Source organism: Actinoplanes sp. TFC3, from assembly GCF_001553785.1.
Classification (GTDB): Bacteria; Actinomycetota; Actinomycetes; order Mycobacteriales; family Micromonosporaceae; genus Actinoplanes.
In genome coordinates, this window is the sequence record NZ_LOJP01000001.1 from 221,989 (window position 1) to 246,370 (window position 24,382).

Below are 24,382 nucleotides of genomic sequence, written 5' to 3' on the forward strand. Positions count from 1 at the left end.
TAGTCGACTTTGGCCTCCGCTGCGAGAGCGTCCTTGGCTGAGGTTTTGTTGCCGGCACCGTTGTAGGTGTAGCTGGAGCTGTTGCTTTGCGTGTCGACGGACGAGGACGGTTGGAAGTTGGCCGTCGGGTTCGTTGAAGTAGCCGCGTTGGCGTAAGCCGCGGATGCGCTGGCTCCGGTCGGTGACGCCGACTTCGTCATGGACTCGCCGGCGTTCGCACCGAAGGAGTTGGTTACCGTGCCGCCCTCTGGCGACTGCGAGCTCGCGACATCACCGAACGGCGTGTAAGTGTCGTTGCGTTCGTTGCCTTCCGGGTCAACGGCCTTGGTGACACGCTCGTCGTCGTCGAGTGTGTACGTGGTGTGCGGTACCGACGTCACCGGCTGCGAGATGTCCTGGCGCGGGTCGGCGACGTCGGTGCGGCTTGAGCTGGTGTAGGCGAATCGGGTAACCGAGCCCTGTCCGCTGGCGTTGTCGGTGACCTGGTTGACCGAGGTGACCCGGTGCTGACCGTCATAGGTGATCAGCACGTAGGTGTCGGTCTTGGTGGTGATCTTCGTGAGGTCACCATTGGCGTTGTAATCGAACATCACCTTGCGCGGTGTCGCGCTTTGGATGGTCTGCAGCCGCCCCGAGCTGTCGTAGGCATACGTGGCCTCGCGGGAGCTGTTGTCCGAGCCGACCTGACGATACTTGCTGATTTTTCCAGCGGTGTAGGACACAGCTACGGTTTTGCCGGAGCCGACGCCCTTGTCGGCGGTGATGGCGCTCCACTGCGAGCCGTTCCAGGTGTAGTCGGTGACGTTGTCGTTGCGGTCTTCGCTTTTGTCGAGCAGCCCGTCGGAGGTGAAGAACAGCTCCTTGCCGCTGTCGTGTTCGGTCAGTTTCCACCCCGAACCGTTGTGGGCCAGGGTGGCCTTGAACTGCCCTGGTGTCTTGTAACCGGATCCAGAAACAGTGAATTTGCCGACCACACCGTCAGCGGCCACATAGGTCACCGAGTTGTCGCTTGACGCCTCATAGAGTCGTACGTCCGCACCACTTCGACTGCGCCACCCCGGGCCTAGCGAACCGTTGGCGATGCTGGTGCCGAGCAGCAGGCTGTTGAAGGATGCACCCAGCGTGGTGTTGCCGGTAATGCCCGGCAGCGTCAGTTCCGTGCTGGTGAGCAACAGGTTGCCGGAGCCCGGGTTCACCTTCATGGTGAGCCGGTCGGTAAGCGAGAAGGACAGCTGCGTCGCATTACGCAGCGGTCCGGTTCCCTTGGGCACCGATGGCGGATCGGTGACCTGCGCGGCCGCGGCGTTGGCCACTGCGGCGCGTTTGGCCGGGCTGTTGTAAAGCCACACTGATTCTTTGCTCTGCGGTGACACCACCGGCTCAATCGCCGGAGATGCGGGTGCAGCGGCGGCCGTATCGGCCGGCAACGCCACTACCGAGGACGTCGCTAGCAGCGCCGTCACCGTACCCAGTGCAGCACGAACTCGTGCCATTCAATACTCCTGTCTACTGACGGCGGAGACGGTCTCCGCCACAGCTCATTGGCAGCAAAACACTGCGTCGGCCTCGTGATGGACAACGCCCTGATTGAGGAAAATTCAGTCGGATACCAAAACGGGCAGACCGTCGGTGGTCGTTTCGGTTGGCGGATTCATCTCGCCAATTATTTGATCAATGCGATGCGCAGCGTCGATCATGGAGCGAACGAAAAGTCCAGCGGCTACGCAAGACAGGAAGAAGACACCGGCGGCGGCCGTAGCGATGGATGCGCTGCTCACGAAACTGCCAAATCCATGGCGGTACCCCCGTAACTACGCCAATGACGAATTTGAATGTATTCGACTACTCCTGAACAGTCAACAAGGTTTACAGGGTGACAGGACAAATAGTCCGTAAGCTAATAAAAAGTAAAAATCGACTACTAAGAGTAGCGGGTACCGGCACCCTTGGTGACGTACATCACGGGCTCGCATAGCCGTTTTCCAAGATCAATTTAAGGTGAGCTGTATCAAAAGACCTACAGATTCGACCATTCTCGAATTAACAATCTTAGACATTGCTTCAAAAATGACGGTCCAGCTTCGCCGCGCTTGAGTAGAGAAGCTTTGGCCGAGAAGAGGAATGAGAGACTGAGCCATGACAGCGTTGCACCGGCTGTCTCTTCGACTCACAATTTGAAAACGCACCTCGGGCTGGCGACGATGATCTCGGCGACCACGTCGGGGCCGATCCGCAGCCGACGTCCCGGCCAGGTGTTTCCGACGAAGCCGAGGCTCGGAATTTCGATGAAGATGTTCGGCCGGAAACGCCAGCCGTCGACCGGCTAGCCGGTATGGGCCGCGAGGCCGGCCAGCGTCGCGGTCGTCATCAGGTGCAGGGGCTCGAAGTCGAAGAACATCCCAGGCGGCGAGCCGGTGGCCAGGCTAGCGTTGCCAGTTCCGCGCTGCGCAGATCATTCTCGGTGTGTACGTGGGCCGGGTTCATCCGTTCGATGCTCGCGCCTGGCGCGGCCCGGTCGATCAGGCAGACATCCCCGTTCAGCAGTTTGGGCGGAACCGGATCGCGTTAGTCGGTCGCCGTCACGCTCTCGGTCGTACCGTCCGCCGCGGTGAGTCGGACCGTCGGGGCGCCGGGAGAACCGGCGAGCGCCGATGTGGCCCGCGCCGCCAGCATGTCCAGCCACAGGCGGGTGACTTACCAGGGATAGCGACGTGCCCAGGCGACGCATTTCCTTGCCAGCGGCTCCACTCTTCCCAGGTCGCGGGCCGAGCGGATCTCGAAGAAGTCAAGGACCAACGCCGATTTCTCGATCGTCGTTCCGGCGCGCCGGCACAGCGATGACAGTTGCGCCTCGGCTTCTTCGTCGTCTGGGTCGGCGGCGTCGCCACCCAGGCGGATGACGACGTGACCGGTGTGCATGGCGGCAGCCTCCCGTGATTGCGCGGAGCGCGGCGTGTCGGTGCCCTCGGTGGCTTGGAGCGCGGAGTGTCTGGCTACGGGCAGCCGCTATCAGACCATCACGACCGCCGCCACTTACACCTACGACAACGCCGGGCAAATCACCGGCATGTGCCGACCTTTTCGGGCACGTGGCACTTGCTGAACGAGCCGCCACCGCACCGGTGGACCGGGCCAGCATGGAGATCCAGGTACGGGCGTTGCGTTACCTGCTGGTCGAGCTGGCGGACGGGCCCATCTCCGCCTTCATGGCCGACGATGCCGTTCGGATCATCGGCGACGGCATCGGGCGCCTTTTCTCGTAGGCCGCCGCACCACCGTTCTCCCACCGCGGCAGGGCGGCCCGGCCCGGCTCGACTGCCAGCGCACGAGGCTTGCTGACACCATAAGCGGCACTATGGGCGGACTCGAGGAGGTTCGGCGGCGATCAGGTTCGGTCGGCGCCTGTGGTGGTCGCCGCGTAAATCAGCCGCTCGCGCCTCGCTGACCAGCGTCGAGCATCTTGAGGACGTGGGTCAGGTGATGTGCCGTACCCCAGGCGCGCCACCCCGTCGCAATGTCCGGGCCGCCGTGCCCGACGGCGCGTCGGGCGATCTCGGCGTCGCCCCAGGAGAACGCGGCGCCCTCAGGGGGCCAGTGATCGGCGGCGACGAGCGAGGCGCAGAGGTCGTACATCCCTTTGTTGCCGTTGCCGTCGCGCGCTCGTCGGTAAATCCACCACACGTTTTCGTCGGTGTATCTCAGGTTCGGCGTAGGGTGCCAGCCCCCGACGGTCATCTTGGGATGGGCGATGCCGTAGTCGCCGAACCCGATGTCCGGTTCTTGTAGGCGTCTCCACAGGGCCAAGTCGTGTCTCGGTATTGAGGTAGCGGTGTTTGTCGGCAGGTCTGCGAGCGACTCGGGCATTGCACCGGAGGCGACTGTGATGGTTTCCCAGGGATAGCGACGCGCCCAGGCAACGCATTTCCTGGCCAGCGGCTCCACTCTTCCCAGGTCGCGGGCCGAGCGGACCTCGAAGAAGTCGAGGACCAAAGCCGCCTCCTCGATCGTCGTTCCGGCGCGCCGACACAGCAATGACAGCTGCGCCTCGGCCTTCTCGTCGTCCGGGTCGGCAGCGTCACCACCCAGGCGGATGACTACGTGACCGGTGTGCATGGCGGCAGCCTTCCGCGCTTCCGCCAACCGGTCCGCAGAGTCGTGCAGATGAAGGACGGGACGGATGGGAATGCCCCAAGCAGCGAGGTCCTCGGCGATGTCCAGTAGTGGTCGGCGTTGGCCTTCGTCTGGGTCGGCCAGATGGCCGGCGTCGACTGCGATTGTCATGCGTGGTGGAACGGATCGGCAGATTTTCTTCGTGAATGCGAACGCATCCTTGATCGGGCCCTGGCGCGTCGGCGGCACTTCGAAGATCGGCAGCATTCTCCGGGTGAGTGGGTTCCGCAGTCTGGAGACGGCTCTCATCTCACCCTCTCGGCCCTTGAGTATGGGCATGTAGACCACGGCGCACCTCTCGCAGTCCATCTAGGGGCTTCACTCGATGATGCACTTATAGTCTCCGATCAACAACTATGAGTGTTCATGGTGCTATCGGTTCCGTCTGCGTGGACGGCGGGCGAAGCGCGGCTTCTCGGTGCCCTCGGCGTCCTGGGCTGGCCGTTTGCTCTTGCGGTGGCTCGGAGCGTGGATCAGCTGGCGTACTCAGTAAGGCAACGCCGCCAGCGCGCGCCGGGGGAAAGTGGCGATCGGCGAAGGAGTCGACCGCCTAGCTACATCCCGTGGAGGTCTGGCCCAACGCCTGCACCACGAAGCCGCCGACGCGGTCGCCCAAACCCTTAAAAGCAGCAAACACCCCCGGCGTAGCGCATAACCCGACGACCAGACGCTGGGCAGGAAAATCGACCGGGCGATCAGCGAGGCCTCGGTCGTCAGAGACCGCCATTGTCCTGGTCGTCCGCCAGATGGAACTTTCTCAACGCCTGGGCGCCCGACGGCAAGGCCTCGCGCTGACGGTCGATGGGCTCGGGCAATGTGGGCTGATGCTTGCTGGATGTCGGCCGTCTTGAGAGACCTCGTCTTAACCAGCGGCGCCCGGCGGGACTCGCTGTTGTATTCAATGCTGACCGCGAGTAGCGATCATGATCATCGGCTACTGCGCGTAGCGGACGCCATCATCCGCCGGCAACTGATCCGTAGCGAACGCTGTCAGGACAGCGCTGATAGCCCGCTCGTGAACAACGCCGGACCTGATCACCTTGGCCTCCGTCGCGTCGGTGCAGTCCGCGATGGTGAGGTGGTGGGCCAGCGGGCTGATGCCTCCGTCGACGCAATACGTGACGTCGATGCCGGATTCGTCGACGAAGTGCTGGACCTCCTTCGCGGTGATGGCTGGTCCCGTTCTGTTGGTCGGGTCGGAGATGTTCGCCGTCGTGGCGGCGATGGGAACCTGGCTCAGCAGGGCCAGTTGCCCGAGCAGTCCCGGGTCGAACGTCACCAGGGCGTCGGGTACGCCGACTGGTTCGTGTTGCTCTCCTACGGCGAGGTCGCGCCAGCGCAGAATCATGGCGAGGTCGCCGGGCCAGAAGGCCGAGGCGAGTTGGACTGCGGCCGGCGTAATGACGAACAGGTCGTGCGCAGAGGAAATGGACGGCAGGATGTATGCCAGCGATTTGGCCCGTGGCCGGCTCTTGCCTGAGTAGATTCGCGCGCAGGCGTTATGGTCACGGGCGTTTGCGCAGATCATGTACCAGCGGCGGGTCGGTAGGACGACGAGTTCACCAGCTGCGATGGCCTGGACAGCGAGGCCGATTTCCTCGGGAACGATCAGTTTCATGTGCCAGTCGTCCTTTCATCTCGTAGAGCGGTCGACGGTCGCGCCCGCAGTGATCGGCTATTGCGATCGGGCGGTCAGCGCCGGGAAGTCCAACCATGGGTCGCGGAGGGCCTGGAGTCGGTGGCTCGCGTGGTTAGCGTGGGAGACCCGGAAGTAGGCCATGATCCGTGGCTGGGTCGTGTGGTTGAGACCGACCGCGTGTGGAACCAGGTGGTGCATCAGCAGCACGTCGCCGGGTTTGCCGAGCAAGGCAGTGCCCTGCTCGGTATCGATGTGCGGTGGCGTCTGGGCGGTGATACCCAAAGACCACTGCGTGCGGAACCAATCGGCCATCTGCAAATGTCCCCCAGGCACGTAGCGCAAGGCGCCGCCGGCCGGATCAGCGATGTCGGAGAGGACGACGCCCACGAGGAGGGAGAAGGTCCGAAGTTCGGCGGGGTCGAGGTGGGGGCAGGCAACGCCGTCTACGTGCATGGCCTTGGCCGGCTGTGTCTGGCCGAGTTCGTCATCCGGGATGCGGATCTGGATCTGCGTGGTGGTGACCGGAGCGATGTCGCCGAGGAGTTGGCCGACGAGACCGCTCACTCCGGGGTTGGCGAACAGCGCGAGCAGGTCGGGATGGTCGCTGAGCTCGGGAGCGAAGGTGAGCTGCGTGTAGTCGACGAGCTGGCGTTGGTCCATGTCGGTGCGGTACCAATCGGTGACCAGCGTCGTTGCACGGTCGATCAAGTCAGCCGGAATGAACCCCGGCTTGATAATCATGCCGTTGGTTGTGAATGTGGTCAGCTCGTCCGTGGTCAAGTCCATCGTTATCTCCCATGAGGTCGGCGGATTCACAACTGGTGAAGGACTGCGAAGCAGGCCTCCAACGCGCTGGCGATGATGGATTCACCAAGTTCGGCGGAGGCGTCTCGAGGGTCGCCGCCGATGACGCCGCTGGTGGCGATGCGGTCGTCGCCTGAGCTCCACGGCCAAGTCGTTCCCCGGTCGAGGACGAGCCGCTGGATCTTGTCACGATGAGCGGGGTCGACTACGAACGTGTCCGTCAGCTGGTCCAGGTGAACATCTCTGGGTGCGAGGGCGAGCATCACGCTGGTCTCCTGGAGGCCGGCGTGGATTTCTGGCAGCGGCGATTCGGCGCGAATGGTCGAGAGCGAGCTGGGGCGCACGGTGCAGATCCGCATTTGGTGTGCTGCCTGTAATTCATAGCTCGCCGCCTCGAGAATTCCCCGGTTCCCACCGTGCCCGTTGACGATGAGCAGCCTGCGCGCGGACCAGTTCGCCGACGATCATGTCGAGCAAGGTCGTGAGGGCGCCCATCCGCAGCGAAATCGTGCCGGGTGACCCGGCGTGTTCCAGTGACAATCCGAACGGCATCGTGGGCAGTGCCCACAGGTCGTGGCGGTCGCCGTAGCGGTCGATGAGGCGATGTGTGAACTGTTCGGCGATGACTGTTTCGGTGTGTAGGGGCAGGTGCGGGCCGTGCTCCTCGTAGGAGCCGATCGGCAGGCAGAGAATCGATGTCTCGCTCAGCCGCGTGGCGATCTCGGGCGCGGGCAGTGACCCGTACCAGCGCTTCATTCCCCGGCTCGCCGGCCGATGCGGATGAGGAACTCGTTGTCTTCGTCAAAAGTGTCGGAGTCGCTGAACGGGGCGAGGGTGGCACGGACGGTGCGATCGAACTCGTCGAGTCGTTCGCCGAACAGGTGCGGCGCGGCAAACGACGTCGAGTACAGATAACCCAGAATGCTGGCGGCGGTCCAGGTCCGGGTGACCGGGACGGTGAACTCCTCGACCTGGTTGAACGGCGACTCGCGCATGATGTCGCTATAGGGCCGGTTGTGGTGCAGGAACGTGCTTTGGCCGGCACGACGTTGCTCGCCGAGGAAGTCCTGAATGACGGAACGGACCGCTGCCTTCCAAGGGCTGGTGGCCACCCAGAAACTGTTGTCACCGAAGATCGCGACGGCACCGTTAGGGCTGACCTGCGTGTCCAGGCGTGCCAGGACCGCTGCTTGGTCGAGCCAGTGGAAAGCCCGGCAGATCGTCACCAGGTCGGCGCGCCACCCTGCGGGCGGGGTGAATTCCTCAGCCGTGAACTCTTGCAGCTGCAGTTCTGTGCCGTCGGGCAGCAGGGGACGTAGTGCGGTCTCGGCGGCGGCGAGCATGTCGGCGTCGTTGTCGGTGGCGATGACGTCGTTGAACCGACCGAGGAGTGCTTCCACCACCAGGCCGGTGCCTGTGCCCACGTCGAGAAGCCGTCGGGGCGTTCCGTTAGGGGCCGCTGCGTCCAGGACACCGGCCACGTTTTCCGGTATACCGGGACGGTACTGCCGATAGAAGTTTGCGGTTCCGCGGAACACACTCATGATCTTCTCCAGGTGGCAAGGTCGGCTACGTGCTTGCTGGCGGCGGCGAGATCGGCGGCCACGAGCAGGCCGACGTCGGTAAGCAGCTCCGGCTGGGGCGCTGGTCGACCGTGCGACACCCAGATGGCGGTCACGCAGGCTGACCGGGCACCGACGACGTCGCAGGTCCAATCGTCGCCGATGTGCACCATATGCGTCGGGTTGGTGTCGCACTCTTCGGCCACGCGGTGGAAGGCAGCCGGATCCGGTTTGGCGTACCCGATCCGGCACGAAGGGAAATGATCGAGTACCCACGGGTGGAGCAGGCTGAGCAGGTGGCCGGTGTCTGCTTCGACGCTGGTCACGTTGGACAACGTGACCAGCCTGGCGTGCCGGCTCATCGAGGACAACGCGGCACGTGCACCTGGCACGATCCGCAGCGCAGTGCTGCCCGCGATGACTGGGAAAGCGCTGGCCGGCAGCCTCAGGGCGTCGCAGACGTCCGCGATGACCGCAGCGTCGATCGAATTCCGGGGATACAGCCTTTTGCGGATGATGTCGCGCGCCTCGGCCCGGTCAAGCGGCGAGGCTGTCACGAGCGTTGCCGCCAGACTCGGTCCAGGGACGTGGCCGAGGGTGCCTCCAACGTCGATGCTGACCAGCAGGCGCGTCATGCGTTGCTTCCCAATGTGGGCAGCGCCGAGACGATGGCCTCGATCCTGGCCTCGCGAATCGAAGGGGTGCTCGCCTCGGCGAGGAAGGTGAGTGCGTAGCGGCGCTCCGCGTCGTCGAGTGCGGCGAGGTCGCGCCGGGCGGAGTCGGCCGCGGTGGCCAGGTCTGATGGGACCGCACGGGAGCGCCAGCCATGTGACAGATGCAGGGTGCCCGTCCACGAACCAGCGTGGGTCGTCGACGGCTGGTCGAGCAGACGCAGGACGGTGACGTCGTCGAAGGTCAGGATCCGCACCGCCACGGGTGGAGTGTCGGCGAGTTGCAGCCGGCCGGTCAGGAAGGTGTCGTGCCCGTCGAGGCGTTCGGTGAGCATGAGCAGCATTCCGTTCGAGCCGGCCGCAACGGTGCCGGTGACGGGCAGGCTTTGGGTAGTCTCTGGCATCAACCTCTCCTTGGCGTGGCGCCGAGGCCCGGCGACCTGGGAACGGTGATCATTCCGTCTGTCGGCTCCCAGGGATGGGCATATCCCTGTTGCCGTGTCGGCTCCCATTGCAATCGGTATTCCACTGCTGGGATCGCGTCGGGAAAGGTGGCGGCCAGGTGGATTGCCGGGACGATTGAGCGGCCATGGGGGTAGACCGGCACACCGAGTGCGTAGGCTGCGTTCACCAACTCGACCGCACGGGTGAGGCCGCCGCAGGCGACGACGTCGAGGGTGAACGCCCGTGGCGCAAGATCGAACAATTCCTGGGCGTCGGCGTGCAGGTGCAGTCGCTCGCCGACTGCTAACGGCACCTTTGCTGCCAGCGGCCGATACGCACCGAGGTCGTGTTCTGGTAGGGGGTCCTCCAGCCAGATCGCGACCGCCGGATCCCATTGGTTGATGAGCAACCCGGTGAGCACGGGATTCCAGGTGAAGACGGCGTCGAATGCTCCGGGCCGCCCGAGAGCTTCTGCCACCGCATGCGCCGTTGCCGCAAGCCGCGTGGCCTCTGCCGCGAGGTTGCTTGCTTCGGAGCTCCTGCGCAGGCCCCACTTTGTGAACTGCCATCCGGCGCGGCCAACGTGCGCGGCGGTGGCCAGAGATGCCGGGCGCGAGAGGTCAAGGCTCAACCACGATGCGTAGAGCGGCACCTGCCACCGCAGCGACATCCCCAGTAGTTCGGCAACCGGAGCCTCGGCGAGTTGGGCATGCAGATCCCAGGCGGCACAGTCCACGGCGCCGACGGCCCAAGACGCTATCGAGCCACAGTTGGCCGCGGTGGTGTGGCGAAGCGCAGCGTGAAGGCCGATGTGGTCGTCGGCCGAAGCGCCTATTAACGAGTCAGTAAGGACCGTCTTCACGAACTGGCCGATCTCTGCGGAAATCGGCCCGTACCAGCCGGTGGTTCCGCTTGCGTGGAGGGCCACGAACCGAGAGTCCTCGCCCGGCGCGGTGTCGGTTACAACGACTTGGACATCCTCGATGACGGCCATCATGAGCGACACCGCTGCGTTAGCAGCTTTCCGGCCGCCGACGTGAGGCCAGGGACACCGAGTCCAGCCCACGCGGCCAGATCGTCTTGCGGCATGGGGTACGGAGCTTCACGCCACCCCACTACCTCGACCTGTCGGCGTAACCGCCCGCCGAGCAAGCCCCAGATCGCGGCGGGGTGCCCGAGGGTCACGATGAGAATCGTGGCGTGTTCGCCGAAGTGCTGATCTAGAGACGGATCTGCGAGCGCCGTCAAGTCGTGGATATTCACGACTCGGACACGACAACCGAGAGTCCGGCGGATGTTGAAGACGGCTTCCGTGACGACGGTCGCGGCGAGATCGCCCGCACATATCAGCGTCAGGTCCGGTTCGCCGGGGTCGCTCAGGTGGTTCCAGATTGCCAGGCCCTGGCGTCGTTCCGCGTCGAACGTCTCGCGTGGGTGTACAGGTGAGGAGTGCTTGCCGGCGACGATGACGTTGACTCGCCCGGTTGATCGAAGCGCTTCATCGAGGACCAGGGCGGTCCTGTCCGCGTCAGCCGGCGTGAACACACGGACGGCCGGGTCGGCGGTTCCCAGCAAGGCGGTGACCAGCGACGGGTCACCGTGGCTGTACAGGTTGTGCCATCCGTACGAGGTCAGCAGCACGTTGATACTCGGCAGAGCGTGGTCGACGAGTCGCCGTTGCTTAATCAACCCGATCAACCCCGTCAGCAGGAGCGGCGCAAACGCCTCGTAGGAGATGAGGACGCCGCGGCGCCCACTCGCGGTCCATCCGGTCAGCCAGCCGAGCAGCACTTCCTCGGCGAGCACCTCGTGTACCCACGATTCGTCCACCAGGTCCCCGAGGCGATTCGATTGCAGTTCGTCCGGGCTGAATACCTTCAGGTCGCCGGTCGCCGCGTGTGCTCGCAGTACGGCGGAAATTTCGACAGCGAAGCCTTGCCCGCCGGGAGATGCCGCCGCAGGGGAAAGCGGCGCGGGCGGTGTTGGATTATCGAATCGTACGTTGGCCAGGGCGGATGCGAGCTCGCCTGCCGGCTGCGCGTCGCGGTCGAATAGCTCATCCGGCCGGTAGGACGACATCCACGTGCGCAACTCCGCCCGCTGGCGTGGATCATCGCCGAGGTTTGTCAGCGGTGTCTTGTGCGCGCCGAGTGGTCCGGACCAGCCCTTTACACACCGCAAGAAGAGCACTGTGCACGTTCCGCGTTGGGTCGCGTCGATGCCATCCGCGAGGGCCTCGTGGAACGCCGCGTGTTCCGACAAACTATTGCTGACACCAAGGTGGACGATAACCGGCTCCCAGCCCAAACCTCGCGCGTAGGCGCTCACCTGCAGGTCACTCATGGCGCCCAGCAGCGACGGGCCGCCCATCCTTTGACCGTTCAGATGGACCACCGGGAGTACCTGAGCGCCACCAAGCACGTGGTGGGCCAGCCATGACGCCGCCGTGGTCGGCGTCTCACATTCACCGTCGCCCAAGATCGGGACAACGACACGGCTCGGCGCGTCCAGTGCCATCCCTTGAGCGAAGGCAAGCGCGCCGCCGAGCGCGCCTCCCAGGTAGGCGCCGGCCGGCAGTGCAGGATGGACCTCGGAGCCCAACTTGTCGATGTCGGGGAACGACGCCGCCAACGCAGCAAGGCCGTTGACGTCCTGGCTGAACCGCGGGTTTGCCTTGGTCAGGTCGCCGGTGAGCCAGGCCAGTGCCCGTTGGACCACGCCGGCGTGGCCGGCGCCAATCACGGGCACGACCTCCACGTCGCCATGGCACTCGGCGGTGAGACCGAGATGGGCCAGCACCCAGGCCGTTCCGGGCACGGTTCCCCAATGACCCGACGGCTGGGCCTTCATATCTGGCGCACTGAGCGGTTGGACGGCAAGTGGGTTCGACCGCAGGTGCAGCTGCGTCACCGAGAGGTACGTGATCGCCCGCCAAAGCGCGTCAGCCTGGCCGGTGAGACCCACCGTCATCGCGGGCCGCCGGTCAGTGACTCACCAGCGAACGTGAAGTACCACAACGGCCGGTAACACTCCCAGGCCTGGGGCCGCAGCCCACGTCCGCCCAGGAGCTGCTCGATCGTCGCTCTGGCCTGCAGGTAGAACTCCAACTGCTCGGCCACGGGTGTCCGGAACCCAGCCATAATCGAGTTATGTGCCTGGTAGACCTGGAAGTTGGGGAAATCGGTCACGTGCGCGCCGAGGGCGGCCACACCCTCGCGCAGCTCATCAAGCGGATCAAGACCCACGATGTAGGTGAATGAGGTGTCCAACCCGGCGTCACGAGCGCGGCGAAGAAGAACAGGCATCTCAGCGCGTCGAAGCTGGGCCTTGCTCGCCTTCAGCAGCAGGTCCCGCCGAGTGAAACACTCGGCCGTCAGGCGCAGCACGAACGGGGCGACCCCTTCGGCCAACTCGGCGAACGCCGTGTCTGATCCGATCACCGAGGTCAGGAACCCGATCCGGGCTCGAATGCCATGCTCACTGAGTACCGTCCGGAGCCCGAGCAGGTGCGTCACGGCGGCGTCCTCCCGCTCGAAGCATCCGGTCGAGACGGTGACTTCCCGAAGCTCGGTCAGATCCCGTCGTGGGTGCTGCTCGACCATCGCCGCCAACAATTCGGTGAGCTCCCGCTCCTCGGCTAAACGAGGATCGGCGGCGGCCTCGAGGGTGTTCGGGCAGAAGGCGCAGCCAACACAACGACTACGGGCGTTCGGATTCAGCGTCGCGGCCAGGCCGTTGTCACGGAAGTAGCCACCGACCGCCTCGTCAGCGTCGACGCGCCGAACGCTGCCGACAAGGTCTTCTTCTAAGTACAAGTCACGTCCTACCAGCCTGAACGGCGATTGGACCGCGTTCAACGGCACGATCACCATCCATGGCACGTGCGGTGCGGAGGCGATCTGTACGGAGACCCGGGCGCGATGCGTTTCCTGATCGGACGAGATGCCATATAGGTTCAGCGCGATCAGCAGCGCGTCTTCGACCGGTACGTCGTAACGCGTAGCCAACCGGACGACCTCGTCGTAGCCGAGCACGGTGGTAGGGGCTGCAATCTGCATTTCGGCCTGCCTCCAGAACTGGCGCCCACTGGCTGCTCCCATCGCAGGGAACCCGTGAGCCGCGTTGAGCCAGAGCGTGTGACCAGGGACCCGCCGAAACCGTTGCCGGCGATTTCGCGGGGACGGTCGGATGACCGCCGTCCGCACACCATCCCCCACGCACTGGTCGTTATCCAACTGTCACAGAAAGTCACAGCGCCGTGAAGGCGCTTTCCGGGGAGACTTGCCCGGAGATGCGGCGGCCCGGACAGACGCCGCCCTCGAATTCGGATGCCGGCACGCGACAGCATGATCAGTCAGGTTCGTCTCGCTCAGGGTTGAGCCAGGACAAGGCGGCCCCGTGCATCCAGGCCGCCCGCTCCGCGTTGCTGCACACACCGAGAGCCATTGGGCTTGCCGCCGAAGCGAAGATGGCGCTGCCGTCGGGCAGGGTCATGCCCCAGGCCGCGATCTCCGTGGTTCCAGGCTCGGTGGGTGACCACCGGTGCAGGGCGAACGGGGAAGGTCGGAAACCCTCGGGTGTAAGGTCAAACGGATGGAGGGTCATCGGTAGACCGCCGTTGCCGCCTCGCCGATCAAGTCCTGAGTCGTATGGATGACGCGTTCAGCTGCCCGGGTGGTACGCCCGAGTCGTCGGGTCATGGCGTCGCGGCGGTCGCTGATGTCGGGCAGGTCGAGGTAAAGCTGCGGTTCGAGGTTGAGGGCGCGGAAGAGACCGCCGAGGGCGTCGGTTTCGGGGTCGATGCGTACGAAGGTTTGGACGACGTGACACAACCTTCCGCGGACCTGGTAGATGGCGCGGGAGTTCGACAGTGGGTAGGTCGTTTTCCTGGCGAGCAGGCGACGCCGTTCAACCGGACGGATCATGTCGGCGGCGAAGAGCGCCGCTTGGACTTTGTCGTAGGCGAACAATGCGAGATCGTTGAGCGCGTCGCGGACCGACGTGCGGGCAGCGGCGTGTAGGTGGGCCGTAGCCCAGTCGACCAGGGGTTTTCCGGTCGGCATCGGGTCGGTGACGATGACGGCGTCGCCGACGATCAGCGCGCGGCTGGTGGAGAAGCCTTGCCGTTCACGGTCCCAGTCGGTGGGTAGGACGAGGTGGGTGAGCAGGGCGCCGGCCAGCCCGAGGGACAGCGATGGCACGTGCGCGAGCGGTTCGCCGTCTTCGGCATGGGTGATAATCCAGAGGTCGGCCCAGAGCGGGTGGCGGGTCGAGTGCGGTTCAGCGGCTGCGTGTCGCACGACGGTCACCGCGGCTCTGCGGCGAGGGCGCGCAAGCGCTGACGGATGCCGCCGTACGGGGTGAGGCCGGGGAGCAGGTTCTTTATGATGGCGGCGTGCATCGTGTAGTTCGGGTCGCACACGTTGCCGGGCGCCGACTGACCGGCCTGGGAGACGAGTTGGTAAGCGTCGAGCAGTTCCAAGCCGCTCAGGTTCGAGACCCAGGTGATGAGGTCGTGCTGGCTGATGCGGTAGGCGTCCTCGAGCGGCCGGGCCGACCCGATCGACAGCAGCCGTTTGTCGGTTTCGAAGCGCGGCCAGGGCGTGGGCGTGTCCTTGATCAGGCCGATGGCGACCGTGACGTTCATGGCCGTTTCCACCGCGACCCCGCACACCTCGCCCTGACCTTGGCGGGCGTGGCCGTCCCCGAAGGCGAACAGTGCTCCGGGGACGTTGACGCCGAGATAGACCGTCGTCCCAGGCCGTAACTCGGGAACGTCGAGGTTTCCGCCGTGAGCGTCCGGGACGATTGTGGCTCGGACTTCGCCCGCGGCTGGGGCGACGCCGACGGTGCCCAGCATCGGATCGAGCGGCAGATCGACGGTCACGGCACTACGGCGGGCGTGGTATCGGACGATCCCGGCGGTCGTGTCGATGTCGTAGCGCCAGACCCGCTCTTCGAGTGGCGGGTGCAGCATCGCCGTGGCGTGGGTGGTCGTCAGTGCGCCGAAGTGCGGGAACGTCGCCGACATCCCCCAATCCCGTGCCGGGTTGATCTCGGCGAAATGCAGGGCGAGCGTGTCACCGGGCTCCGCACCCTCGACGAAGAACGGGCCGGTGACCGGGTTGAACCAGTCGCACACCCGCGACGGCAAATCCTCGACCGAACGGACTGCGCCGCCGAAGCAGTCCTCGGTGCTGGTCCTCACTACGTCGCCCGGGTGGAGAACAGCGAGCGGCGGGTGCTGTCCGAAGGTGTACCTCAGTGATTCCTCGGGGGCTTCGATGAGGATCACGCTCCCTCCTTGACGGCGAGGCCCGAGAGCTCGGGGCGTCGGCCGGCGGCGTAGAGCGCCGCCAGGACGACGATGCCGACACCCAGCCACACGAAGGCCAGCTTCTGCGCCGCGACGTTCGCGTTGATCACGACGTAGGCCAGGATCGCGAATCCCGTAGCCGGCACCAGCAGGTGCGTGAACAGGTTCCGGCTGCGCTTGCGGACGAGGTAGTGCCAGATCACGGCGAGGTGCAGGACCATGAACGCGCTCAGCGCTCCGAAGTTGATCAGGCTGGACAGCAACGCGATCCCGTCGGTGCGCCAGTTCATGTACAGGCCGATCGCCAGCGACAAGAACGCGGTCAGCGAGAGCGCATTCATGGGGACGCTGTGCTTGGCGGACACCTTGGCCAGGAATTTCGGTAGCTGGCGGTCGCGGGCCATCGCGTAGAGCAGCCGGGAGGTGGCGACCTGCGCGACCATCGAGTTCGCCACGCCCCAGGCGATGGCGGTCGCCACCGCGCACAACGTCGCCAGCCAGGGGCCGCTGGCGAGCCGTGCCGAGTCGTAGAACGCGGTGCCTTCCGGGTCACCGTTCGCGAGCAACCCGGCGGGGTCGGCGACCAGCAGCGAGGCCAGCCAGGTTTGGGCGATGAAGAGCAGCCCGGCGAGGCCGAGGGCGGCGGCCATGGCCCGGCCGATCTGGCCGGCGCCGCCGGTGTTCTCCTCGGCGAGCATGCTGATCCCGTCGAAGCCGATGAAGGACAGCACGGCGACCGAAACCGCCGCAAAGACCTGCGACGAGGAGAGCGTGTCCGCGTTGAACAACGGTGACCAGGAGAATCCCTGACCGCGGCCGTTCGCCAGGGCGTAGACCGCGACGGCGACGAAGACGGCCAGGACGATGAGTTCGCCGACCAGCATCACGGTCGTGAAGCGCGCCGTCATCCTGATCCCGCGGTGGTTGACGAGTGTGTTGAGCAGCACGAACCCGATCAGCCAGAGCCATACCGGGATGGCTGGCACGGTCGAGTGCATCGCAACAGCCGCCACGAGGTAGAGCAGACTCGGTACGAGGAGGTAGTCGAGCAGGATCAGCCATCCGGCGAGAAACCCGACGGGGGCGCCGATTCCAAGTCCTGCGTAGTTGTAGACCGACCCGGCGAGCGGGAATGCCTTCACCATTTGCGCGTACGAAGCCGCGGTGAACGCCAGCGCAACCATGCCGACGAGGTACGCCATCGCCGGCATGCCGCCGGAGCTGGCGTACACCGACCCGAAAATCCCCATCGGCGCGATCGGCACCATGTAGATCAGCCCGTACACCAACAACGCGCCGAAGCCCAGAGTCCGCCGCAGTTCGGGACGGTAGTAGCGACCGGTATTCGTGATCGCGGCATTGGTCCCCAGGTACGGCCGCGATTGTGTTCGCATTGCGCTCTCCTCTATGTCAGCGCCGACGCGAGTCGGGTTTCGGTATTTGAGCGGTGCGCCCGCCAGAGACCCTGCGACCTGCATTCGGGTCTTGTATGGCGCACCCGCTCGTCCTCCCAGCGGCGCGGAGCTCTCTCAGCACACCGCCAGGTAAGCGACACCGTCCGTCGCGGCAACGCGTTTGTGGACATCGCTCAGCCAACCGGTCCAACGGGCAGCGCGGTACCGTCCACATCACGTCCGCTCGTAACCACCCGGTGACGAATAGTCATCCTCGTGGCTACGGTGGCCACGGACCGAACGACAGATGTGGAGGGGCTGAGGTGAGCAACGGCAGACAGCGTCTTCCGAACCGCCTTCTCGCCTGGGAGCGGCTCCAACGAGGATGGTCCTACGAGGAGCTCGGCAACCAGATCCGGCTGTCCATGAGCCGCGCCGGCGAACCTGACACCGGCTTGTCAGCGAACACCGTCCGGCGGTGGGAGACCGGCGAACGGTGGCCCGAACCGCGCTACCGAAAACACCTCGTCCAGCTCTTCGCACGGCCGGCGAGCGAACTAGGGTTGCTGACGTCGGACGAACTACAGCAGAGGCCCGACACCGACATCGCGGGTGAGTTCAGGAGGTTACTCGACATGGCTAGCAGTGGCGGCGGCATCGACCGAGCGACCGTTCTGCGCGGGCTACTGGGGATGGCGGCCCTGCCCGGCATGACGCCGTTGCTTTCGCTGTCCGACACGCAGGCTGATCGAGGCCCTGGTGGCGGCGCCGACGCATACCTCCAGGTGACGCGCCAGCATCGAGCTTTGTACTGGTCGTGCTCGCCCCGGACGCTTTTCGAACCGATCTACACCCATGCGCAGCTCGGCGTTTCGCTCATGCGCGCCGCCGGTGAAGAATCGCGAGCCACCATCGCCACCGCCTTGGCGGAGACGGCCCTGTTGGCGGGTCGCCTGGCCTTCTTCGACCTCAACCAGCCCGCACTGACCCACCGCTGTTACGACGTCGCCCTCACCGCCTCCCGAGAAGCCGGCGACCACGGCTTGGCTGCAGCGGTGCTCGGACACATGGCCTTCATCCCCGGATTCGGTCATGACCCGCAAGGAGCCCATGACCTGCTGACGGCTGCTCGCCAACACACCTGGCACGGCGTCCAACCGGCCGTACGGTCCTGGCTGCACTGCGTCGCATCCGAGATCGAATCGCGCGCCGGCGCCCCCTCCGCAGCCCGCCACCAGATCACGCTGGCCGAGACGGCCTTCGGGCAAGACCCGTCGATGCCCGATTGGATGGACTACTACAGCGCCAGTCGGCTGCACGCCTTCGCCGGCTACGCCGCGCTGGCAGACGATGCCACAGCCGACGCTGCCGAGCGGCTAAGCCTCAGCCTGGACTCGCTGAGCCCACGCGACGCCAAGCAGCGCAGCGTGGTCCTGGCCGATCTTGCCGATGCTCACCGCGACGACCCCGATCGCGCCGCGGCCTACCTCGGTCAGGCACTCGACGCGGTCGAGCAGCACTGGTACAGCACCGGCCTGGACCGTGCCCGCACAACCCGGAGCATTTTGGGCGATAGCCGCCACGGCGCTGAACTCGACCAACGCATCGCTTCGCTGGTCAGCAACGGCCGTCCGGCGATCTCCGGTTAGGCCTGTTCCGCGTTGTACTTGGCAACCAGTGCGGGAAGCTCGGCCAACGAGTCGATCTGGAAAAGGCACTGTCCCGACACCCCGGGGTCTACGAGGACGTACCCCCACGGCCCACGCCGGATCAGCGCCGTGTGCACGCCCGCGAGCTGCGCAGGGCGAACGTCGTTGTCGAGGCGGTCGCCGACATAGAGCACCGACGCCGGATCGCCACCGGCCTCAGCGATGACCCGATCGAAGAAGGCTGTCGACGGCTTCTCCACGCCCCAGCCGTCCGATGTCCCGATCACATCGACCGGCAAATCAAGCGCGCGCAGGATCGTCTCGGCACGTGCGGTCTGGTTGCCGGCGAGTCCGACCATGAGGCCCTGCTCGCGCAGGGTACTCAAACACGGTCGGGTATCTGGATACAGATCCTCTTCGCTGAAAGACTCAGGCCGGCCAGCCGCTGCGCGGGCCTCCCGCTCGACCGCCAGATCGAAACCAGGCCGGAAGACCTGGAACGTCTCGCGGTAGTCAAGGCCACGGGCGATGACCGCGCCGAACACGGCAGAGAACGTATGCCGGGGAACGCCGAGCCAATCCGCCCAGGTCCCGTACTCCCTGGACTCGTCAACGATCGTCTCTCCGACGTCGAAGAACACTGCGGTGATCAAGGCAGGTCACCTTCCAAACGCGATCAAGGCCTCGTATCGTACGCCGTGCCGGACGGCCAGACCTCCCGCACCGACCTGGTCCGCCCTTGACGAATTCTGCGGTGCAGGCGCCGCGCAAGGACCGGGCGGTTAATCAGCTGATGCCCACGTAGGCCTTTCTCCGCGCGGTAGTTCCTCAGGTGGTGCAAGGCCCTGAGGCCCATCGCCTCCAGCGGCGCCCACGTGTTCGGAGCGTCGGTCCAAGCAACGTTGGTCCCAAGGGCGTTGCTCGGCATCTGCTCGGTGAGATGTTGTTACTGACCGGCAGCCGTGTGCAGCGTCTGGCACCGGTTGGTACGGGCAGATCGCGCGGTGGTCGGTGCTCCCTTTTTGCTCCATGGGTCGGCGTGACGGCTGGTCAGACACGTTGGCAGCGGTTGGCACGCCCTGGTACTCGTAGACACCCGCTGGCAGGTAGGCTGGGGACTTGCGCCCTCGTAGCTCAGGGGATAGAGCATCGGTTTCCTAAACCGTGTGTCGTAGGTTCGATTCCTACCGGGGGCACGTTGTGATGTCTCAAGACATCGGAAACGCCCGGACCTACGTTTTTGTAGGTTCGGGCGTTTTGTCTGTGGGGGTAGGGCCGGGTGGTCTGCCGGTGGGCTGGTAGTCGCGTTGGGGATCGATGGTGAGCTTTCTGAGTAGTTCGCCGGTAGCGGCGTGCAGAATGCGGACGTCGAGGTCTTGGATGAGCAAGGTGATGTAGGTTCCGGCGTAGGTTTGCCGATCCCGATGTGGCGCAGCCGTCCGGCGACGCGCAGGGTGACGGTGTCGGCTTTGCTGATCCTGTCGTTGCGAACTCTGTCCAGGGTGTCGGCGCGTTTGCTGGTGTCGGGGGTGGCTTTCGGCCGGTGGTGATGAGCCGTGGCGGGGGCGGCCCGGTGTGGCAGGGATCGGTGGGGCCGGCGGTTGGTTCTGTAAGTGAGTTCGAAGCGCCAGATGTCGTTCACATTGAGCGCCGCGTGCGGCGAGGCCGAGTCCATGTCGGTGAGTTCCAGCGCCACCCGGTGGACCCGACCTTGGTTGCACTGGCGTTGCTTGAGTTGTGATCCTTAACCGTGCGCAGACTGGTTGACCCAACGACTGAGCTCCACGCAGCATGGCTGGCGTCACGCGACGAGTGGGGCAACGGCGTCCACCAGCCCGGCAGTGGGCTGCGGCCCGGCGATGACATCGATTCGCCAGCCGGCTTCGCCGAGTGGGTGGCACGGTTGCGACGCGAAGGAGACGAAAGCGTGCCGCCTGCGGCAGGCTTGGTACACGCTGCTTATTGGTGGATCCTCGACGAGAATGACACCGTCCTGGGTGCCATTTCGCTGCGATACGCGCTCACCGATTTTCTGCTGCAGGCCGCTGGTCACGTCGGCTACAGCACCCGCCCGTCGGCGCGGGGTTGCGGTGTGGCGAGTTGGGCGCTCGGTGAGGTACTGGGTGCGGCCCGGCTACGACCCCTCGATTCGGTGCTGATCACTTGCGATGACGAGAACGCTGCGTCAGCGCGGGTGATCGAGAAGCATGGTGGAGTACTCGAAGACGTGCGCGAAACTTCTATCGGGCTCAAGCGCCGCTACTGGATTGCGCTTTAGCGGCCGATACCGGGTTTGCCTGTCGCCGCTCTGCGTCGGGTGCCCTTTGGGGCCGCCTACCAATCTTGTTCTGTGCTGCTGACCTCGGCTTTGTTACTGAGATCGAGCGCCATTGGCGCACCGCCCGATCGGGTGGATTCGATGTCAGCGAGTTTCAGCGCCACCGAGTGTGGTGGGAGCATCGGCTGGTCGGGACGGAGGTCCGCAGATGCCGCGGATGTCGAAGGTTGAGCTGTTCGCGGCGATCCGCAGAGAGTCGCGGGCGGGCATGTCCGGGCGGGCCACCGCGACCAAATATCGGGTTAGCCGGCACACGGTCAGCGACGCGCTGGCGTCGGCGTGGCCGCGGGAACGCAAACCGTTGCCGCCACGGCCCTCGGTGCTGGACCGGTTCAAGCCCGTCATCGACGACATCCTCCGGACGGACCTTGACGCCCCGCGCAAGCAGCGGTACACGGCGAAGCGGATTTACGATCGGCTGCTCGACGAGCACGGCATGCACGGCGTCTCCTACCAGGTGGTCCGAGGCTATGTCGCCGAGCGGAAGCCGAAGGTCCGGGCGGAGGCGGGCCGCGGTCCGGTCAACGTGTTTCTGCCGCAGACGCACCGGCCGGGTGACGAGGCCGAGGTCGACTTCGGTGAGGTCGTGATCAATCTGCGGGGCGAGCCGGTGACCTGCATGTTGTTCTCGCTGCGGCTGTCGTTCTCCGGCAAGGCGGTGCACCGGTCCGTTGACCGCACTAACGGCGTGTCGGATTTGGGGTTGGCCGCGTAGTCGGAGAACCCTCCCTCTCCGGAAGGTCGATCTTCGGGAGGGCGATACGTGGACCACGACTCGGCACCAGGGGGCCACGAGGTGGCCGGCTTGACGGTGACCAGGGCTGGGCGGGTGGTTCCGACCTCGGACCCGACGCTGCCGTGGGTGGTGCTCGACGGGGCCGGCGCCCGGATCGAGGCGGCCGATGTCTACTTGAGGGAGCTGTTGGCGTCCGGGTCGAGCGCGGCGTCGTGCCGATCGTACGCGTTCGACCTACTGCGTTGGTTCAGGTTCCTCGCCGCGGTCGACGTCGGCTGGGAGCGGGTGAGCCGGGCCGAGGTGCGGGACTTCGTGCTCTGGTTACGGTCGAGCGCGAACCCGGCTCGGGAGCGCCGGCGCCTGGGTCGGTGAACGCGAGGACCGGTAAGGCCCATTTGCGGGTCGGGTACGCGCCGGCCACGATCGATCACGCCTTGTCGGTGCTGGCGGCGTTCTACGAGTTCCACCGCGCGTCTGGCTCGGGGCCGATGGTCTCGCCCGTGCCGCCGCAGTCGCGCACCGGCGGCCGGCCGGATGCACACCACAATCCGATGGAGCCGTTCCGGCTGCACCGGCGTGGCGCTTACCGGCAGAAGCAGCCGGACCGGCTGCCGCGGGCCGTGCCGGACGACGTGATCGACGACGTGTTCGCGTCGCTGGGCTGCCACCGAGATCGGGCGCTGGCCGGCATGTTCCTGTCGAGCGGCGCCCGGGCGGCTGAGATGCTCGGGATGACGGTCGCCGACGCGCACCCCGGTGACGGGCGGATCTGGGTGCGGACCAAGGGCTTGGGCGGAATCAAGCAGGCGTGCCCGGCCTCGCCCGAGGCGTTCGGCTGGCTCGCCCTCTATCTGGGCGAGATGGCCGACGAAGGCTTACGCCCGGGCCCGGATGAGCCGTTGTGGTGGACCCGGCGCCGACCGTGGCGGCCGTTGACCTACACCGCGCTGCGGGCGCTGCTGAACCGGGTCAACGACCGGATCGGGACAAACATCAGCTGGCACGAGTTGCGGCACACGCTGTGTCTGCGGCTGATCGCCGATCCGCAGGTCAGCTTGGTCGATGTCCAGCAGGTGATGCGGCACCGGTGGATCACCACGACCGGCGGCTACCTACGCCCGCAGCCGGACGAGGTGATCGCGAAGGTCCACGAGCACTACACCCGCCCGAAACCGGCCCCGCAGCCGCTGGACGGCTGGGACTACGACCCGCAGGACCTGGCCGACGTGTTCGGAGACGCCTGATGATTGGCCGCCACGGACGAGTCGCCCGCACACCCGTCAGCCCTGCTGATCCCACGGTGCTTCCCGCGCCCCGCCAGCCGGCTGGCCGGCTGGCCGCACAACTGTCCGCGGTCGTCGACGGGCGAGAGCGCTCCAGCCGCGAAGAGATCATGCGGTTTGCCGACGCGCTGTTGGACGCACCGACCTACCACGAACGGTGGCGGCACCAGCGCGCGGTGACCCGGATCCTCGACTGGCTCGAGACCTTCCCAGGCGAAGACTGGCAGACGCGGTGGCAACTAAGGCGTGTTCTGTAAGTCCCGGTGTGGGCTCAGGTTGCGGCGTGGCGGTGATCGATAACTGAAGAGGTCTCCGGTATCTGGTTCTGCGACCAAGCAAGAACTTCATACCGGAGACCTCGTGGCCACACCTTAGCGGTGACGAGGCGGCATGACCTGACCGACGCGCAGTGGGCTGTGCTGGCCCCGCTGCTGCCTGCGCCGTCGTCGACGGGTCGTCCGCCGAAGTGGGAGAAACGGCAGCTCATTGACGGGATCCGGTGGCGGATCCGGATCGGTGCCCCCTGGCGGGACGTGCCGGGCGAGTACGCGCCCTGGCCGACGATCTACGGACTGTTCCGACGCTGGCAGCGTGACGGAACCTGGGACCGGATCTTGTCGGCACTGCAGGCCCAGGGCGACGCGCAGGGCCGGATCGACTGGACGGTCAGCGTGGACTCGATGACCAGCCGCGCTCACCAACACGCCGCGGGTGCACGCACTGACGGGCACCTGCAGAAGGAACCACCCGGTGGGGTGCATGACGAGCCAGCCGATCATGGACTGGGCCGATCCCGGGGCGGGCTGACGACAAAAACCCATCTGGCCTGCGAGCAGGGCCAGAAAGTGTTGTCAATGATCGTCACTGCCGGGCACCGCGGGGACAGCCCGCAGTTCATCCCCGTGCTGCGCCGCATCACAGTCAGCAGGCTCGGTGTCGGCCGCGCCCGCACGCGTCCGGTGCTGGTGCTGGCCGATAAGGCCTACACCAGCCGCGGCAACCGCCGATACCTGCGCTCACCCGGGATCAAAGCCTGCATCCCCAGCAAGAGCGAGCAAGACGCCCACCGCAAAGCCAAAGGCTCACGCGGCGGACGCCCACCGAACTTCAATCCGCAGCTCTACCGGCTACGCCACGCCGTCGAAAATGGCATCGCGCGCCTCAAAGCCACCGCGGCGTCGCCACCCGCCACGACAAGTTAGCCGTCCGCTTCCAAACCGTCCTGGCCATCACCACCATCAGTGAGTGGCTCTGACCTAGTTATGAAACACGCCTTAAGTGTGCTGTCCGGGGACGTTGGTCAATCGGGTGATGGGTGGTAGGCCGCCGGTGGCGGTGTGGGGCCGGTGGTGGTTGTAATGGTGCAGGAAGGCGGG

24 protein-coding genes, 1 tRNA gene and 2 pseudogenes are annotated in these 24,382 nt (G+C 65.7%); 10 read left to right on the forward strand and 17 right to left on the reverse strand.

The features are described 5' to 3' along the window. The coding region (locus tag TFC3_RS00995) for a DUF6531 domain-containing protein (RefSeq protein ID WP_236717919.1) at positions 1-1,433 on the reverse strand (1,433 nt) is incomplete at its 3' end. A gap of 135 nt (positions 1,434-1,568) precedes the next feature. Here TFC3_RS00995 and TFC3_RS36670 point away from each other — a divergent pair. Next, positions 1,569-1,811, forward strand: coding sequence for a hypothetical protein (locus tag TFC3_RS36670; RefSeq protein ID WP_153040052.1), 243 nt, complete (start codon positions 1,569-1,571; stop codon positions 1,809-1,811). 883 nt (positions 1,812-2,694) lie between these two features. Here TFC3_RS36670 and TFC3_RS01000 read toward each other — a convergent pair. After that, positions 2,695-2,919, reverse strand: coding sequence for a hypothetical protein (locus TFC3_RS01000; protein ID WP_067494294.1), 225 nt, complete (start codon positions 2,917-2,919; stop codon positions 2,695-2,697). A gap of 170 nt (positions 2,920-3,089) precedes the next feature. Here TFC3_RS01000 and TFC3_RS37700 point away from each other — a divergent pair, with 170 nt between their 5' ends. Continuing rightward, positions 3,090-3,263, forward strand: a complete 174-nt coding sequence (locus tag TFC3_RS37700) for a hypothetical protein (protein WP_161952511.1) — start codon at positions 3,090-3,092, stop codon at positions 3,261-3,263. 160 nt (positions 3,264-3,423) lie between these two features. On the opposite strand, the gene TFC3_RS01005 is transcribed toward TFC3_RS37700, so the two are convergent. The 13 genes and pseudogenes from TFC3_RS01005 to TFC3_RS01075 form a co-directional block, all read right to left on the reverse strand. Beyond that, positions 3,424-4,479: a beta family protein gene (locus TFC3_RS01005; protein WP_067494297.1), complete on the reverse strand. Its 1,056-nt coding sequence runs from the start codon at positions 4,477-4,479 to the stop codon at positions 3,424-3,426. A gap of 625 nt (positions 4,480-5,104) precedes the next feature. Further along, positions 5,105-5,788 carry an L-threonylcarbamoyladenylate synthase gene (locus tag TFC3_RS01010; RefSeq protein WP_067494300.1) on the reverse strand — a complete coding sequence of 228 codons (684 nt, stop codon included), beginning with the start codon at positions 5,786-5,788 and terminating at the stop codon, positions 5,105-5,107. Positions 5,789-5,845: 57 nt separating this feature from the next. Next, positions 5,846-6,595 carry a phytanoyl-CoA dioxygenase family protein gene (locus TFC3_RS01015; RefSeq protein WP_067494303.1) on the reverse strand — a complete coding sequence of 250 codons (750 nt, stop codon included), beginning with the start codon at positions 6,593-6,595 and terminating at the stop codon, positions 5,846-5,848. Between the two features lie 26 nt (positions 6,596-6,621). Further along, positions 6,622-7,369 (reverse strand): annotated as a pseudogene (locus TFC3_RS40295) (creatininase family protein). Beyond that, positions 7,366-8,157: a trans-aconitate 2-methyltransferase gene (locus TFC3_RS01030; protein WP_067494311.1), complete on the reverse strand. Its 792-nt coding sequence runs from the start codon at positions 8,155-8,157 to the stop codon at positions 7,366-7,368. Before TFC3_RS01030 ends, TFC3_RS40295 begins: the two are co-directional and overlap by 4 nt. Further along, entirely contained in the window at positions 8,154-8,810 is a 657-nt protein-coding gene (locus TFC3_RS01035) for an HAD family hydrolase (RefSeq protein WP_067494314.1), read from the reverse strand. Before TFC3_RS01035 ends, TFC3_RS01030 begins: the two co-directional genes overlap by 4 nt. Next, on the reverse strand, positions 8,807-9,250 hold the full coding sequence (locus tag TFC3_RS01040) for a YdeI/OmpD-associated family protein (RefSeq protein ID WP_067494317.1): 444 nt from the start codon (positions 9,248-9,250) through the stop codon (positions 8,807-8,809). The genes TFC3_RS01035 and TFC3_RS01040 overlap by 4 nt, the downstream gene beginning before the upstream one ends. Then, positions 9,250-10,287 (reverse strand): enolase C-terminal domain-like protein, encoded by a 1,038-nt coding sequence (locus tag TFC3_RS01045; protein WP_153040053.1) that lies wholly within the window; start codon positions 10,285-10,287, stop codon positions 9,250-9,252. The genes TFC3_RS01040 and TFC3_RS01045 overlap by 1 nt, the downstream gene beginning before the upstream one ends. Next, positions 10,284-12,260: a hypothetical protein gene (locus TFC3_RS01050; RefSeq protein ID WP_067494323.1), complete on the reverse strand. Its 1,977-nt coding sequence runs from the start codon at positions 12,258-12,260 to the stop codon at positions 10,284-10,286. Before TFC3_RS01050 ends, TFC3_RS01045 begins: the two co-directional genes overlap by 4 nt. After that, the gene (locus tag TFC3_RS01055; RefSeq protein WP_067505679.1) at positions 12,257-13,348 is read right to left on the reverse strand and encodes a hypothetical protein; all 1,092 of its coding nucleotides are present in this window, start codon (positions 13,346-13,348) and stop codon (positions 12,257-12,259) included. Before TFC3_RS01055 ends, TFC3_RS01050 begins: the two co-directional genes overlap by 4 nt. A gap of 543 nt (positions 13,349-13,891) precedes the next feature. Continuing rightward, positions 13,892-14,590, reverse strand: coding sequence for a GPP34 family phosphoprotein (locus tag TFC3_RS01065; protein ID WP_067505682.1), 699 nt, complete (start codon positions 14,588-14,590; stop codon positions 13,892-13,894). Between the two features lie 5 nt (positions 14,591-14,595). Then, positions 14,596-15,585, reverse strand: coding sequence for an acetamidase/formamidase family protein (locus tag TFC3_RS01070; RefSeq protein WP_067494329.1), 990 nt, complete (start codon positions 15,583-15,585; stop codon positions 14,596-14,598). Beyond that, positions 15,582-17,000: an APC family permease gene (locus TFC3_RS01075; RefSeq protein ID WP_067494332.1), complete on the reverse strand. Its 1,419-nt coding sequence runs from the start codon at positions 16,998-17,000 to the stop codon at positions 15,582-15,584. Before TFC3_RS01075 ends, TFC3_RS01070 begins: the two co-directional genes overlap by 4 nt. A gap of 323 nt (positions 17,001-17,323) precedes the next feature. On the opposite strand from TFC3_RS01075, the gene TFC3_RS01080 reads away from it, so the two are divergent. After that, complete coding sequence (locus TFC3_RS01080) at positions 17,324-18,649, forward strand: helix-turn-helix transcriptional regulator (RefSeq protein ID WP_067494335.1); 1,326 nt, start codon at positions 17,324-17,326, stop codon at positions 18,647-18,649. On the opposite strand, the gene TFC3_RS01085 is transcribed toward TFC3_RS01080, so the two are convergent. Next, complete coding sequence (locus TFC3_RS01085) at positions 18,646-19,302, reverse strand: HAD family hydrolase (protein WP_067494338.1); 657 nt, start codon at positions 19,300-19,302, stop codon at positions 18,646-18,648. The two genes, TFC3_RS01080 and TFC3_RS01085, sit on opposite strands and share 4 nt — an antisense overlap. Before the next feature lie 470 nt (positions 19,303-19,772). Between TFC3_RS01085 and TFC3_RS01090 the strand changes: the two genes are divergently transcribed. The 7 genes from TFC3_RS01090 (at position 19,773) to TFC3_RS01120 (ending at position 24,261) form a co-directional block, all read left to right on the forward strand. Continuing rightward, positions 19,773-19,845: transfer RNA gene (locus TFC3_RS01090), tRNA-Arg, on the forward strand. A 731-nt stretch (positions 19,846-20,576) separates the two neighbouring features. Further along, positions 20,577-20,927 (forward strand): GNAT family N-acetyltransferase, encoded by a 351-nt coding sequence (locus tag TFC3_RS01100; RefSeq protein ID WP_236717920.1) that lies wholly within the window; start codon positions 20,577-20,579, stop codon positions 20,925-20,927. A 217-nt stretch (positions 20,928-21,144) separates the two neighbouring features. Continuing rightward, positions 21,145-21,702 carry a hypothetical protein gene (locus TFC3_RS01105; RefSeq protein WP_153040055.1) on the forward strand — a complete coding sequence of 186 codons (558 nt, stop codon included), beginning with the start codon at positions 21,145-21,147 and terminating at the stop codon, positions 21,700-21,702. Between the two features lie 96 nt (positions 21,703-21,798). Beyond that, entirely contained in the window at positions 21,799-22,095 is a 297-nt protein-coding gene (locus TFC3_RS35215; protein WP_236718344.1) for a site-specific integrase, read from the forward strand. Further along, entirely contained in the window at positions 22,092-22,967 is an 876-nt protein-coding gene (locus tag TFC3_RS01110; RefSeq protein WP_153040056.1) for a site-specific integrase, read from the forward strand. The genes TFC3_RS35215 and TFC3_RS01110 overlap by 4 nt, the downstream gene beginning before the upstream one ends. After that, a complete protein-coding gene (locus TFC3_RS01115; protein ID WP_153040057.1) occupies positions 22,967-23,263 on the forward strand; it encodes a hypothetical protein in 297 nt (98 codons plus the stop codon). Before TFC3_RS01110 ends, TFC3_RS01115 begins: the two co-directional genes overlap by 1 nt. Before the next feature lie 120 nt (positions 23,264-23,383). Beyond that, positions 23,384-24,261 (forward strand): IS5 family transposase gene (locus TFC3_RS01120; protein ID WP_236717921.1). Its coding sequence is split into 2 segments (ribosomal slippage): positions 23,384-24,173 and positions 24,173-24,261, totalling 879 coding nucleotides; the frame shifts between segments, so codons are not numbered across the junction. A 19-nt stretch (positions 24,262-24,280) separates the two neighbouring features. Here TFC3_RS01120 and TFC3_RS38950 read toward each other — a convergent pair. Continuing rightward, positions 24,281-24,382 (reverse strand): annotated as a pseudogene (locus TFC3_RS38950) (IS481 family transposase); the annotation flags it as partial.